The following is a 12,626-nucleotide window of genomic DNA, read 5'->3' on the forward strand; positions in this document are numbered from 1 at the left end:
GCCCCCTTTGCGATTGCCGGCAGCCATGGTTCGGACTGGTTAACAAGCAATTTCCGTAGCTTCCGCACAGATTTTTGCAGCCAGGATGAGGTACCTGAAGGCCCTTCGGAGGTCCTTCAAGGCTTCCCCTGGGACGCTTTGTTACCTATAACCCCGCCACGCCGAAGCACCTCTTCCGGGATTGGAATGGCAGAACCCGCAACCGACACGATCCTCGTCCTGAACGGGCCGAACCTCAACATGTTGGGGACGCGCGAGCCGGAGAAGTATGGCCACGCGACGCTGGCCGACGTCGAGGCGCTGTGCCGGGAGACGGCGGCGACGTTCGGTCTCACGGCCGATTGCCGGCAGTCCAACCGCGAGGGCGAGCTGATCGACTTCATCCACGAGGCGCATCGGCGCAAGATGAAGGGCATCATCGTCAATGCCGGCGGCTATTCCCACACCTCGATCGCGCTGCACGACGCGCTGCTCGCGGTTCAGATCCCGACGGTCGAGGTGCATGTGACCAACATCCACGCCCGCGAGAGCTTTCGTCACCACTCCTATACGGCGCGCGCGGCCTTCGCCTCGCTCTGTGGTTTCGGCATCGAGGGCTATCGCCTCGCCATCCAGGGCCTTGCCGCCAAGCTTGCCATCAAGCCCAAAGCCTGAAGCTCCCTCATCAAAACAGAACATTCGGATCAAACAACATGGCGCGCCAGCCAGACGACAAAGCAGCCGCAAAGTTTTCCAGCGAGGATTCCGCGCTCGTCCGCGAGCTCGCGCTCCTGCTCGATGAGACCAGCCTCAGCGAGATCGAGATCGAACGTGCGGGCCTGCGCCTGCGCGTCGCCCGCAACATCAGCGTTGCTGCGACCATGCCCGTGCCGATGGCTGCGGCTGCCGCCGCCCTGCCGGGCGTCCCCGCCGCGACGGCCGCCGCCGGGCCCGACCTGTCGAAGCACCCCGGCGCGGTGAGCTCGCCGATGGTCGGCACCGCTTATTGGGCGCCCGAACCGGGCGCCAAGCCGTTCATCGAGGTCGGATCCAAGGTCTCGGTCGGACAGACGCTGCTGATCATCGAAGCCATGAAGACCATGAACCAGATCCCCTCGCCGCGCGCCGGCACGGTGACGCAGATCCTGGTCGAAGACGGCCAGCCGGTCGAGTACGGCGAGCCGCTCGTCATCATTGAGTGAGGGAGTGGCGAATAGCGAGTAGCGAAGAGCTGCTCCTCCTCCCTATTCGCCATTCGCTATTCCCCATTCGCCCCTGAGGCACCATGTTCGACAAGATCCTCATAGCCAATCGCGGCGAGATCGCCCTTCGCATCCTCAGAGCGTGCAAGGAGCTCGGGATCGCCACCGTCGCCGTGCACTCCACCGCCGACGCCGACGCCATGCATGTGCGCCTGTCGGACGAGAGCGTCTGCATCGGCCCGCCGGCATCCAAGGACAGCTATCTCAACGTGCCCGCGCTGCTCGCGGCCTGTGAGATCACCGGCGCCGATGCCGTGCATCCCGGCTACGGCTTCCTGTCTGAGAATGCGCGCTTCGCGGAGATTCTCGCCGAGCACAATCTGCATTTCATCGGCCCCAAGGCCGAGCACATCCGCCTGATGGGCGACAAGATCGAGGCCAAGAAGACCGCCAAGAAGCTCGGCATTCCCGTGGTGCCCGGCTCCGACGGCGCGGTCGGCCCCGACGACGACGCCCTGGCCATCGCAAGGAAGATCGGCTTTCCGGTGCTGGTGAAGGCGGCGGCCGGCGGCGGGGGCCGCGGCATGAAGGTCGCGCACAGCGAGGCGGATCTCCAGGTGGCGCTGTCGACGGCGGCCAACGAGGCCAAATCCGCCTTCGGCGATGCCTCCGTCTACCTGGAAAAATACCTCCAGAAGCCACGCCACATCGAGATCCAGATCCTCGGCGACGGCCGTGGCGGCGCGATCCATCTCGGCGAGCGCGACTGCTCGCTGCAACGCCGCCACCAGAAGGTCTGGGAGGAAGGCCCCTCGCCCGTGCTCGACGCGGCCGCGCGGGCCAAGATCGGCGAGACCTGCGCCAAGGCGATGCGCGAGATGAAATATCTCGGCGTCGGCACGATCGAATTCCTGTTCGAGGACGGCGAATTCTACTTCATCGAGATGAACACCCGCATCCAGGTCGAGCACCCCGTCACCGAGAGCATTACCGACATCGACCTCGTGCTGGAGCAGATCCGCATCGCCGCCGGCGGTGACCTGCCGGCCAGGCAGGAAGAGATCCAGGTCATCGGCCACGCGATCGAGTGCCGCATCAACGCCGAGAATCCCCAGACCTTCCGCCCCTCGCCCGGCCGCATCCTGCAATACCATCCGCCTGGGGGACTGGGGGTGCGGATCGATTCAGCCGTCTACCAGGGCTACACGATCCCGCCCTATTACGATTCCCTGGTCGGCAAGCTGATTGTGCACGGCAAGACCCGCGCCGAATGCCTGATGCGGCTCCGCCGGGCGCTGGACGAGATGGTGGTGGAAGGCATCGAGACCACGCTGCCGCTGTTCCGCGCCCTGGTACGCGAAGGCGATATCATCAACGGCGACTACCACATCCACTGGCTGGAACAGTATCTGGCCGGCAAGGCGGAACCAGCCCCGCGATAATCCCCTTCGCCGTGGAACCCTTTGGCCCCGATCGCGTTCTGGTCGCGGGTCAGGTTCCAAGGGGGCGTTTTGACTTCCGCGAGATGTGACAGAGCGAGGCCGTCGTGACGGCCGAGGCCCTACGACGGCGGGCATTTTGGCAGATCCTGCTGATCGCGGCGGGCCTTCTGGTGCTGACCGTGATCAGCGCCGGCTCGGTCTACCTCGTCAACAAGGCGCGGGAAGACAGCAAATGGGTGCTCCACACCATCGAGGCGGAGAGCCAGATCAACGCCCTGCTGCTTGAGATCCGCCGTGCCGAGAGCAGCGCCCGCGGCTTTCTCCTGACGCAAGGACCGGATTTCCAGTCGGAGCACGAGAAGGCCGTCGCCGCGATCATTCCCGCGCTCGACAAGCTCACGCGCCAGATCGGCGACAATCCGGCGCAACGCGACAGTATCGAGAAGCTGAGCGCGGCGATCGAGACCCGGCTCGACCAGTTCTCGCGCGAGATGTCCTTCGTCAAGCAGGGGCAGTTCGACCGGGCCATCGAGCTCGTCCGCGAGGCCGCCCGCGGCAACACCACGACCACGATCACCAACCAGGCCAACGCGATGATCCGCGAGGAGGAGCGGCTGTTTCGGCTCCGCACCGCCAACTCCGACCACAGCCAGACTCTCGCTGCATCGATGACCGGCATCGGCTCCGGCCTCGTCGTGCTGCTGGCCATGATCTCGACCTGGCTGGTGCGGCGCTCGGCCCGCGCCCGTGACGAGGCCGAAGCGCGCCTGCGCGACGCCAATATCAATCTGGAGTCCGTCGTCGACGAGCGCACGGCGGACCTGCGCGAGGCCAACGACGAGATCCAGCGCTTTGCCTATATCGTCAGCCACGATCTGCGCTCGCCGCTCGTCAACATCATGGGCTTTACCAGCGAGCTCGAAGAGCTCGGCGGCGACATCTTCCGCCGCATCGGCGGCCTCGCCCATGTCTCTGCGGACGGTGCACCGCTGGCCCCCGCCGGGCCCGGCGAGATCGCGCTCGAAGGTCCGGACAAGCAGCTCCAGGAGGATTTCTCCGAAGCGCTCGGCTTCATCAAGACGTCGATCGCCAAGATGGACCGTCTGATCTCGGCGATCCTCAACCTCACCCGCGAGGGCCGGCGTGAATTCCAGCCCGCGAAGATCGACACGACCGAGCTGATCGAGGCCGTCGTGTCGACGCTGGCGCACCAGGCGGCCGAGGCGCAGGCCGAGATCCACCTCGAGCCGCTGCCGAATGTCGTGAGCGACCGGCTCGCGCTCGAGCAGATCTTCTCCAACCTGATCGACAATGCGATCAAATATCTGAAGCACGGCGTGCCCGGAGAGATCAGAATCCGGGGGCGGACCAAGCTCGGTTACGCCATCTTCGAGATCAGCGACAACGGCCGCGGCATCGATCCGAAGGACCACCAGCGGATATTCGACCTGTTCCGCCGCGCGGGAACCCAGGACAAGCCCGGCCAGGGCATTGGTCTTGCACATGTGCGTGCACTTGTGCGTCGCCTCGGCGGCACCATGTCGGTATCATCGGAACTGAACGCGGGCAGCACCTTCACGATCACGCTGCCGATCGCCTGGAACGTGAGCAACCGGAACAGAGATCGATGACCCAGCCTGTCACCATCATCATGATCGAGGACGACGAGGGCCACGCCCGCTTGATCGAGCGCAACATCCGCCGCTCCGGAGTCAACAACGAGATCGTCTCGTTCGCCAACGGCACCGACGCGATGCAGCACCTGTTCGGCGCCGACGGCAGCGGCCTCGTGCAGAAGGGCAATGCGCTTCTGATCCTGCTCGACCTCAACCTGCCCGACATGACCGGGATCGACATCCTGAGGCAGATCAAGGAAAACAAATATCTGAAGGCTTCGCCCGTGGTGGTCCTGACCACCACCGACGATTCCCAGGAAATCAAGCGCTGCTACGAGCTCGGCTGCAACGTCTACATCACCAAGCCCGTCAACTACGAGAATTTCGCCAATGCCATCCGGCAGCTCGGCCTGTTCTTCTCGGTCATCCAGGTCCCGCCCGCCGCCCCATGAACCAGCGCACGCCAACCCTGCTCTACATCGACGACGACGGTGCGCTGGCGCGCCTGGTCGAACGCGGCCTGACGCGGCGCGGCTACAGGGTCGTCCATGCCGCGAGCGGCGAGGAAGGCCTCGAGCGCATCCGCCGCGCTCGTGCCGAGGGCGGCATCGACGTGGTCGCGCTCGACCAGTACATGCCGGGTCTCGACGGGCTGGAGACGCTCGAGCAGATCATGGCGATCCCGGACGCACCGCCCGTCGTGTTCGTCACGGCCTCGCAGGATTCCAACATCGCCGTCACCGCGCTGAAGGCGGGCGCGGCCGATTATCTCGTCAAGGACGTCACCGGCGATTTCATCCCCCTGCTCCACGTCGCGACCGAGGGCGCGCTGCGCCAGGCCGAATTGCAGAAAGCGCGCGAGGAAGCCGAAGCCGAGATCCACGCCTCGCGCGACCGCTACGCGGCTCTTGCCGCCGAACGCGAGCTGCTGCTGCGCGAGGTCAACCACCGCGTCGGCAACTCGCTCCAGATCATCGCCTCTCTGCTGCACCTTCAGGCAAGCTCGGCCGCGCAGGAAGAGGTCAAGGCGGCGCTGACCAATGCGATGGGCCGTGTCGCCGCGGTCGCGCAGGTGCACCGACGCCTCTACACCTCGCAGGACCTGAAGAGCGTGGTGCTGAACCAGTATCTGGATTCCCTGCTCGAGGATCTCCGCCGCTCGGCCGAAGGCAACCGGATGTCGCGCCTGACGCTGAAGGCCGAACCGATCGAGATCGATCCGGACCGCGCGGTCGCCGTCGGCATCATCGTCAACGAGCTGGTGATGAACGCCGTGAAATACGCCTATCCCGACGGCGCCGGCCCGATCCATGTCGAGCTGACCGCGACCGGCGACGAACTCCTGCTGACGATCACCGACAACGGCGTCGGCGACGCCGTCAAGGCCGATCCGCGCTCCACCGGCATGGGCCAGCGCATCGTCGCGGCCATGGCCGCCAAGCTCGACGCCTCGGTCGAGCGCGACCCCGCGCATTCCGGAACCCGGATCGTGCTGAAGTTCGCTCGCGTGCCCACAAGTCCGGGCAAGACCGGCACCGCTGCCGTCGGCTGACCTCGCGCTGCGCACCCCATCGCAACCGCATCGCGATCCTGCTATGATCGCGAACCATGACTTCTCGCGACTCCGCTCCGTCTGAAATCACCCCGGCCGTGCTGCTGCGCGCCTATGCCTGCGGCATCTTCCCGATGGCGGAAAGCGCCGACGATCCGACCCTGTTCTGGGTCGAGCCGGAATTTCGCGGCGTCATCCCCCTCGACGGATTTCGCGTCGCCTCGCGGCTTGCGCGCACGGTGCGCTCGGACGTGTTTCGCGTGACCGTCAACACCGCATTCAAGGCGACGATCGCGGGCTGCGCCGCGCCGCAGATCGGGCGCGAGGACACCTGGATCAACAAGCGCATCCGCGACCTCTATGGCGGCCTGTATCAGCTCGGCCATTGCCACAGCGTCGAAGCCTGGCAGGGCGATGATCTCGTCGGCGGGCTGTACGGCGTCAGCTTGGGACGGGCCTTCTTCGGCGAGAGCATGTTCCACACCGCGCGCGACGCCTCGAAGGTCGCGCTGGTGCATCTGGTCGCGCGGCTCATCCATGGTGGCTTCGAGCTGCTCGACACCCAATACGTCACCGAGCACCTGAAGAGCTTTGGCGCGGTCGAAATCTCGCGGCGGCGCTACACCGCGCTGCTCGACAAGGCGCTGACCGGCGAGCCCGGCGATTTCCTCAGGCTCTCATCCGGCGAGGCCATCCCGGGCGCGCGCGCACTCGAGATCATCGCTTCGCGGCAATAGTCGATCGCCGGCTTACCGGCCGAAGCCGGGAATACCGAACAGACCCGGCCGCTGCTCCGGCGGCGGGGGCGGCGGCGGTGCCGGTTGCTGCTGCTGGATCGGCGGCAGAGGTTGCGGCGGACGCTGCTGCACCTGCTTCGGCGCAGCCTTCTTCTGCGCCGGCGGCGGTGGCGGCGGCGGCTTGGCCGCAGGATCCGGCGCCGCGGTCGCAACCGTTTGCTGCGGCTCTTTGCAGTCGGTCAGCCAGATGTCGTAGATCGGGTGCTCGACGCCGTGCAGGCCCGGGCTTGCCGCGTACATCCAGCCGGAGAAGATGCGCTTCACCTCGCCCTGCAAGGTGATTTCATCGACCTCGACGAAGGCATCGGTGTTGGTGGCCTCCGTCGCCGGCCGCGTGTAGCAGGCGTCGGTCTTGACCCTGAGCGCGCCGAACTGAACGGTCTCGCCGATCTCCTCGTCGAAATTGATGATGCGGCCGGTGATCTTGTCGAGGCCCGAGAAGGTCGCCTTCTTGTTCACGATCTTCTGCGCCGGCGGCTCGGTGACGACCTCGTCGCCCGGCTGCAGACTTGCCGGGGTCTGCGGCACGGCGCCCGGAGCGCCCTTCTGCTGCGGCTGACGCCCAGGCGCGCCCGGGGCGCCTTGCGGACCGGGCGGCGCGATCGCCGCGGAAGGCGGCTGATTTGGCGGAGCGACGGTGGAGCCCGGCGGCGGCGCCAGCGGCTGGGTTTCGACCGGCCCCGGCATCACGTTCCCCTGCCGGCCCGGCGGCGGAGGCATCGGACGCGACGGCAGCACGCGGCCCTGCGGCGGCAGCTCCGGCACCTCTTCGTCGTCGTCGGGGATCGGCTGCGGCTGCGGCTGGCCGCGCGGAATATTGCCGGGCGGCCGCAGCGGCGGCGGATCGGAAAAGATCGTGCCGATTTGCGCCTGAGCCGGCGTCGCAACCGTCAGCGCGGTGGCGGCCAAAAGCGCCGCAAGACCAGTCAGGGTAATGGTTCGAAACATCTCGCGCGGCTTCAACAGCGAATCGGGCTTGTTGGACATTTTATAGGGGTTACCGCCGCTCGCAGGCCATCCGGTTAACACGGCGAATACGGCGGGGGAAGGGCGGCAGCCCCGCCCTTCCCGGCCCCGTCTGGCCAGATCGGCTTCCGAATGGGATAGTCAAACAGCCCCCCGAGGGGCCCGGGGCCCGGCATCGCCCGCCCAAATAAGACGCCCAACCTGACTGGAAACCCCGAGGTCGCCCCCGCATCATGCCCGTTGTGCTCGATCCCGATGCCGCCGCCGTCTCCAAGGCCTTCCAGGACGCCGGCCGCCCCGCCTGCGAGACCCTGACCGCGCCGGAGGCCCGCGCCTCTTACGCGCAGGCGCGCTTTGCCACCAACCCCGAGCCGCCCGAGCTTGCCCGCGTAGCTTCACTCTCGATCCCGGCCTCGCACGGCGCAATTGCCGCCCGCTTCCATAGGCCCAAGGAGCCGCGCCGGCCCGGCGGCCTGTCGCCCGCGCTGGTGTTGTTCCACGGCGGCGGCCGGGTGACCGGCGCATGGTTGAAGGGATTGGGCTGAACGCCGTTCCGCATGGCTTCTCCGCTCCAAACCATCGCCGCCCTCCCGCTGCGCGTCCTGAGCTGGCTGGGCAGCCAGGGCACCCGCGGGGTCGCCGCCATTGTGTTCATCGCCGCCGCGGTGCCACCGCTCGGCGCGTTGCTGCGTCCCTATCTCACCGAAGCCATCCTTGGCCTGCTTTGCATCTCCTTCATGCGGGTCGATCTGGCCGCGCTCTACAGCCATTTGCGCAGGCCCGCGCTGGTCGCGACCGCCACGGCCTGGACCACGATCGGCGTGCCGCTGATCGTCGGGTTGATCGCGCACGCAACCGGCCTCACCGTCCGCGCGCCCGGGCTGGCGCTCGCACTGATGCTGCAGAGCATGGCCTCGCCGATGATGGCCTCCCCGGCCCTTGCCGCGCTGATGGGTCTCGATGCCACGCTCGTCCTGATCACGCTGGTGACCTCGACCGCGCTGGTGCCCTTCACCGCCTCGATGTTCGCAGGCCTCTTCCTCGGCGACATGCTCAGCATCACGCCGCTGGCACTGGGCCTGAAACTGCTCGGCATCCTTGCCGCCTCGCTGCTCGCCGCGACAGCCATCCGGTGGATCTTCGGCGCGGAGGCGATCCAGCGTCACAAGACGCCGATCGACGGTCTCAACATCATCATCCTTTTCATCTTCGCGGCGGCGATCATGGGCGACGTCGCGAGCGACCTCCTCGCGCATCCGCTGTTCACCATCAGCCTCGCAGCCCTGTCCTTCGCGATCTACTTCACCCTGCTCGCCATCACCACGCTGTTGTTCCGCCGTATCGGCACCGAACGCGCGCTGGCGCTCGGGCTGATGGTGTCACAGCGCAATCTCGGCCTGATGCTGGCGGCAACGGCCGGCGCCTTGCCGCCGACCACCTGGCTCTATTTCGCGATGACGCAGTTTCCGATTCATCTCGCGCCCTACATGCTGATGCCGATCGCGCGGCGGCTGACGGGGCGCGCGGATGCGTCGAGGGCTACAGCGGCAGACAACGTCGCTTAGGTATGTTCCCGTGGTTTGCATCGCTCAGACGAAGTGAAGGAACATCAGTTCAGAGATCTCGTTGAAGCCGTTCATCGAATGGAGATTGGCGATGAAGTTTGCCGCAATTCTGGTTCTCGGTTCCCTTGCCATGGGCTCAGCAGCAAGAGCAGATCAACCCGGACCGGACTGGATGCCGATGGAGCAAGTGAAGGCCAAGGTCATGGAATCTGGCTATTCGCAGGTGACCAAGCTTGAAGCCGACGATGGCCAGTGGGAGGGCGAAGGCATCAAGAACGGACAGAAGATGGAATTCCATGCCGATCCCAAAACCGGCGCCATCGTGCGCGAAAAGCCGGACAAGTGACCATCGGCGACGTCCAAATCTGAACAACGCAGACGTCGCCATTTCGCACGCGCCAGTTCAAGCGTACACGCCTATCCCGCCCTTGCCGCGCGCCGCAGTGCCTGTGGCGGCTGGCCGAAGGCGCGGATGAAGGCGCGGCGCATGCGCTCGGGATCGCGGAAGCCGGTTGCTTCCGCAACCAACTCGATGCCCTCGCGCGAAGACTGCACGCGCTCGCGCGCGACTTCGAGCCGGAGCCGCTCGATCGCTTTTGAGGGCGTCGTGCCGGTCTCGGCGGCGAAGGCGCGGGCGAAATGCCGCGCGCTCATGCCGGCGCGATCGGCGAGATCCTCCACCGTTAGCGGCGCGTCGAGATTTTCACGCGCCCAGGACAACAGCGCGCCGAAGCGGCCGTTCGATCCTTTCAGCTCCAGCAGCGATGAGAACTGCGACTGGCCACCGCTGCGGCGATGATAGAGCACGAGCTGGCGCGCGGCCGCTTGCGCGATCTCCTCGCCATGGTCCTCAGTCACCATCGCGAGCGCGAGGTCGATGCCGGCGGTGATGCCGGCCGACGTCCACACATTGCCGTCGCGGGTGAAGATCTGGTCGGGCTCGAACTTTACTTTCGGATAGCGCGTGACGAAGTCGCGCGTCCGCCCCCAATGCGTGGTGGCGCGGCGGCCGTCGAGCAGCCCCGCCTCAGCCAGCACATAGGCGCCCGAGCAGACGCTCGCGACCCGCACGCCGCGCTTTGCCAGCCGCTGCACGAAGGCACGCGTGACCTCGCAGCGCGCGGCATCCGCAACGCCGACGCCGCCCGCGATCACCAGAGTGGTGATCGCATTCGCCGACTTGAAATCGCGCGCCATCATCTCGACGCCCGAAGAGCTGCGCACCGGCCCTGCATTCAACGCCAGCACCCGTAGCGCCAGCGGCTTGTCGGCGCAGCGTGCCGCGACCTCGAACACCGAGATCGGACCGGCGGCATCGAGCAGCTGGAAATCCGGGAAGATCAAGATGCCGATCATAGCCTACGTCCGAAATAGTGGGAATTATGCCATTCCGGACACAAAGGCAGCATGCCAATCTTCGCCCGTCAAGCTCATCTTTGGAGGATCCGCCGATGTCGTCACCGCTCCAGATCGGTCTTCTGATATTTCCGCGCGTCACCCAGCTCGACTTCACCGGCCCCTTGCAGGTGTTCGCCATGGTGCCCGGCGCCAAGCTGCATTTGATCTGGAAGCGGATCGAGCCGGTGCCGAGCGATTCCGTGCTGACGCTGACGCCGACCACGACATTCGCCGACTGCCCGCAGCTCGACGTGATCTGCGTGCCCGGCGGCGCCGGCACCAACGACCTGCTGGGCGACGACGAGGTGCTCGACTTCCTGCGCAAGCAGGCCGCGGGCGCGAAGTACGTCAGCTCCGTCTGCACGGGATCGCTGGCGCTCGGCGCCGCCGGTCTGCTCAAGGGCTACCGCGCCGCGACCCATTGGAGCGCGATGGAGATGCTCGGCCAGTTCGGCGCGACGCCAACAAAGACGCGCGTCTGCATCGACCGCAATCGCATCACCGGCGGCGGCGTCACCGCCGGAATCGATTTCGCGCTGACGCTGGTGTCGATCCTGATCGATCGCACCACCGCGCAAGCGATCCAGCTCCAGATGGAGTACAACCCGGCACCGCCGTTCAATTCGGGCTCGCCCGAGACCGCGCCGGCCGAAGTGTTGACCCTGCTCCGGGAGCGCGGCGCGCAAAACCAGGCGCGGCGGCTTGAAGCCGTCAAGCTCGCAGCCGAGCGGATGGCGTAGCGCGGACCTCGCTCTCATGTCCCGGACGCGGCGCGGCACGCAGTGACGCTCCGCAGAGCCGGGACCCAGAACGCAACACGGCACACGGTGAGATGGGCCCCGGCTCTGCAGCGCACCGCTGAACCGGACGATGCTGTGCATCGCCGGGGAAGCGCTGCGCTGCGTCCGGGGCACGCGCCAGGACGATAACAACAGAAGACGACAGCAACAGAAAAAGGCCGCTCGGTTTCCCAAGCGGCCTTTCCTGTCTTACGGCGGCTGCACATTCACATCGAGCGATGTCGGAGCTTCCAGACCGGGGGCCTATCTCCCGATCGAGTCCATACTCGGCGGCCGCTGCATCTCGGGACAGTCGCGAACTGTTGCCCGAACCGAACGCGATGGTCTCCCATCTCCGTAAGATGGGATCATTGGACTGCATTGCTGGCGCGGCCGCAACGGCCGCGCAGGCGCCGTCCCCGCTGTTCCCGTTGTCCACAGCGGCGTGAGGCGGATGCGGCTGCATCCAGTTGAACGATGAAGATCGCGGGCCGAACGTCTAGCCAGGGGTCCAGGGCTGATAGTCGCCGGTCGCCTTCGGGCGCTTGCCGCTGGCGAGGGTCGATCCCGAGGGACGATAGGCCTTCGCCGTGCCGGTGAGATTCGGCTGGTGCGGCTTCTCCCACTCGCGCGGCTGGTAATTGTCCTCGGTCGGCGGCACATCGACGGTGTGATGAATCCAGCCGTGCCATGACGGCGGGATCCGGCTCGCTTCGGCATAGCCGTTATAGACCACCCAGCGCCGCTCGAAGCCCAGGGTCGGATCGACCGCGCCGCCGCGGGTGCGATAGTAGAGATTGCCCTGCTCGTCCTGGCCGACCAGCTCCCCGTACCGTTTGGTCCAGAGTTGGGTGCCAAAAGTCTGGCCATTCCACCAGGTGAAGAACTTGAGGAAGAATTGTTTCATGCGGCAAGGGCCCTGCTTCGTCGGGCCCTGATGCCATCCGGCCGGCGAAATGTCCAGTTCGGCGGCGCGGTGGTGCCCTCGGCAGACGCGCAGCCGCGACCCAGGCGTTGCCGCAAATCGGACGCGATCCGTTCATGCCGGGTACAGCGGCCACGAGTGAGGCTCCCCTTCACGCGCAAACCGGCGTGATCCCAGGAACCATAGCTCTTTCATAGGGTTTGCTTCCGGGAAAGGAGTTTACCCATGAACAGTCTGAGAGTTTTGAGTGCAGCCGCTACGCTGGCGCTCGTTCTACCCATGACCGCACCGAGCTTCGCGCAGGATCGCGCCGCCCGTGGTGGCGGGGGCGGCGTGCACATCGGCGGTGGTGGCGGCGGTGCGCATGTCGGCGGCGGCGGCATGGGGGGTGGAGCCCGGATGGGG

Annotated in this window: 13 protein-coding genes and 2 pseudogenes; 12 read left to right on the top strand and 3 right to left on the bottom strand. The window is 66.3% G+C overall.

The annotated features are described in order from the left end of the window. The first annotated feature begins 186 nt into the window (after positions 1 to 186). The 7 genes from aroQ (at position 187) to aat (ending at position 6,528) form a co-directional block, all read left to right on the top strand. The gene (aroQ, locus tag E4K64_RS36155; RefSeq protein WP_135167465.1) at positions 187 to 654 is read left to right on the top strand and encodes a type II 3-dehydroquinate dehydratase; all 468 of its coding nucleotides are present in this window, start codon (positions 187 to 189) and stop codon (positions 652 to 654) included. 38 nt (positions 655 to 692) lie between these two features. Then, positions 693 to 1,181: an acetyl-CoA carboxylase biotin carboxyl carrier protein gene (accB, locus tag E4K64_RS36160; RefSeq protein WP_135167466.1), complete on the top strand. Its 489-nt coding sequence runs from the start codon at positions 693 to 695 to the stop codon at positions 1,179 to 1,181. 83 nt (positions 1,182 to 1,264) lie between these two features. Further along, complete coding sequence (accC, locus tag E4K64_RS36165; RefSeq protein ID WP_135167467.1) at positions 1,265 to 2,623, top strand: acetyl-CoA carboxylase biotin carboxylase subunit; 1,359 nt, start codon at positions 1,265 to 1,267, stop codon at positions 2,621 to 2,623. Between the two features lie 104 nt (positions 2,624 to 2,727). Further along, the gene (locus E4K64_RS36170) at positions 2,728 to 4,254 is read left to right on the top strand and encodes a sensor histidine kinase (protein ID WP_135167468.1); all 1,527 of its coding nucleotides are present in this window, start codon (positions 2,728 to 2,730) and stop codon (positions 4,252 to 4,254) included. Beyond that, entirely contained in the window at positions 4,251 to 4,691 is a 441-nt protein-coding gene (locus tag E4K64_RS36175; protein WP_128922005.1) for a response regulator, read from the top strand. Before E4K64_RS36170 ends, E4K64_RS36175 begins: the two co-directional genes overlap by 4 nt. Further along, the gene (locus E4K64_RS36180) at positions 4,688 to 5,791 is read left to right on the top strand and encodes a sensor histidine kinase (RefSeq protein WP_135167469.1); all 1,104 of its coding nucleotides are present in this window, start codon (positions 4,688 to 4,690) and stop codon (positions 5,789 to 5,791) included. The genes E4K64_RS36175 and E4K64_RS36180 overlap by 4 nt, the downstream gene beginning before the upstream one ends. A 56-nt stretch (positions 5,792 to 5,847) precedes the next feature. Then, positions 5,848 to 6,528: a leucyl/phenylalanyl-tRNA--protein transferase gene (aat, locus tag E4K64_RS36185; RefSeq protein WP_135167470.1), complete on the top strand. Its 681-nt coding sequence runs from the start codon at positions 5,848 to 5,850 to the stop codon at positions 6,526 to 6,528. 12 nt (positions 6,529 to 6,540) lie between these two features. On the opposite strand, the gene E4K64_RS36190 is transcribed toward aat, so the two are convergent. After that, positions 6,541 to 7,575: a DUF2155 domain-containing protein gene (locus tag E4K64_RS36190; RefSeq protein WP_167772431.1), complete on the bottom strand. Its 1,035-nt coding sequence runs from the start codon at positions 7,573 to 7,575 to the stop codon at positions 6,541 to 6,543. A gap of 212 nt (positions 7,576 to 7,787) precedes the next feature. Here E4K64_RS36190 and E4K64_RS36195 point away from each other — a divergent pair. The 3 genes and pseudogenes from E4K64_RS36195 to E4K64_RS36205 form a co-directional block, all read left to right on the top strand. Beyond that, positions 7,788 to 8,075, top strand: a pseudogene (locus E4K64_RS36195) (alpha/beta hydrolase); the annotation flags it as partial. Between the two features lie 36 nt (positions 8,076 to 8,111). Then, positions 8,112 to 9,119: a Na+-dependent transporter gene (locus E4K64_RS36200; protein WP_135167472.1), complete on the top strand. Its 1,008-nt coding sequence runs from the start codon at positions 8,112 to 8,114 to the stop codon at positions 9,117 to 9,119. A gap of 91 nt (positions 9,120 to 9,210) precedes the next feature. Beyond that, positions 9,211 to 9,465: a PepSY domain-containing protein gene (locus tag E4K64_RS36205; protein WP_135167476.1), complete on the top strand. Its 255-nt coding sequence runs from the start codon at positions 9,211 to 9,213 to the stop codon at positions 9,463 to 9,465. A gap of 71 nt (positions 9,466 to 9,536) precedes the next feature. Here E4K64_RS36205 and E4K64_RS36210 read toward each other — a convergent pair whose 3' ends face one another. Further along, the gene (locus tag E4K64_RS36210) at positions 9,537 to 10,475 is read right to left on the bottom strand and encodes a GlxA family transcriptional regulator (protein WP_135167473.1); all 939 of its coding nucleotides are present in this window, start codon (positions 10,473 to 10,475) and stop codon (positions 9,537 to 9,539) included. A gap of 95 nt (positions 10,476 to 10,570) precedes the next feature. On the opposite strand from E4K64_RS36210, the gene E4K64_RS36215 reads away from it, so the two are divergent. Further along, positions 10,571 to 11,257: a DJ-1/PfpI family protein gene (locus E4K64_RS36215; protein WP_135167474.1), complete on the top strand. Its 687-nt coding sequence runs from the start codon at positions 10,571 to 10,573 to the stop codon at positions 11,255 to 11,257. 538 nt (positions 11,258 to 11,795) lie between these two features. Here the strand turns inward: E4K64_RS36215 and E4K64_RS36220 are convergent. After that, positions 11,796 to 12,203, bottom strand: coding sequence for an NADH:ubiquinone oxidoreductase subunit NDUFA12 (locus E4K64_RS36220; protein ID WP_126261602.1), 408 nt, complete (start codon positions 12,201 to 12,203; stop codon positions 11,796 to 11,798). A 243-nt stretch (positions 12,204 to 12,446) separates the two neighbouring features. On the opposite strand from E4K64_RS36220, the pseudogene E4K64_RS36225 reads away from it, so the two are divergent. Further along, positions 12,447 to 12,626 (top strand): annotated as a pseudogene (locus tag E4K64_RS36225) (BA14K family protein); the annotation flags it as partial.

Origin of the sequence: Bradyrhizobium frederickii, from assembly GCF_004570865.1 — a bacterium.
GTDB lineage: Bacteria > Pseudomonadota > Alphaproteobacteria > Rhizobiales > Xanthobacteraceae > Bradyrhizobium > Bradyrhizobium frederickii.

Coding starts and splice junctions, on each gene's coding strand:
- aroQ (WP_135167465.1), top strand. CDS start 187: ATGGCAGAACCCGCAACCGACACGATCCTCGTCCTGAACGGGCCGAAC.
- accB (WP_135167466.1), top strand. CDS start 693: ATGGCGCGCCAGCCAGACGACAAAGCAGCCGCAAAGTTTTCCAGCGAG.
- accC (WP_135167467.1), top strand. CDS start 1,265: ATGTTCGACAAGATCCTCATAGCCAATCGCGGCGAGATCGCCCTTCGC.
- E4K64_RS36175 (WP_128922005.1), top strand. CDS start 4,251: ATGACCCAGCCTGTCACCATCATCATGATCGAGGACGACGAGGGCCAC.
- E4K64_RS36180 (WP_135167469.1), top strand. CDS start 4,688: ATGAACCAGCGCACGCCAACCCTGCTCTACATCGACGACGACGGTGCG.
- aat (WP_135167470.1), top strand. CDS start 5,848: ATGACTTCTCGCGACTCCGCTCCGTCTGAAATCACCCCGGCCGTGCTG.
- E4K64_RS36190 (WP_167772431.1), bottom strand. CDS start 7,575: ATGTCCAACAAGCCCGATTCGCTGTTGAAGCCGCGCGAGATGTTTCGA.
- E4K64_RS36200 (WP_135167472.1), top strand. CDS start 8,112: ATGGCTTCTCCGCTCCAAACCATCGCCGCCCTCCCGCTGCGCGTCCTG.
- E4K64_RS36205 (WP_135167476.1), top strand. CDS start 9,211: ATGAAGTTTGCCGCAATTCTGGTTCTCGGTTCCCTTGCCATGGGCTCA.
- E4K64_RS36210 (WP_135167473.1), bottom strand. CDS start 10,475: ATGATCGGCATCTTGATCTTCCCGGATTTCCAGCTGCTCGATGCCGCC.
- E4K64_RS36215 (WP_135167474.1), top strand. CDS start 10,571: ATGTCGTCACCGCTCCAGATCGGTCTTCTGATATTTCCGCGCGTCACC.
- E4K64_RS36220 (WP_126261602.1), bottom strand. CDS start 12,203: ATGAAACAATTCTTCCTCAAGTTCTTCACCTGGTGGAATGGCCAGACT.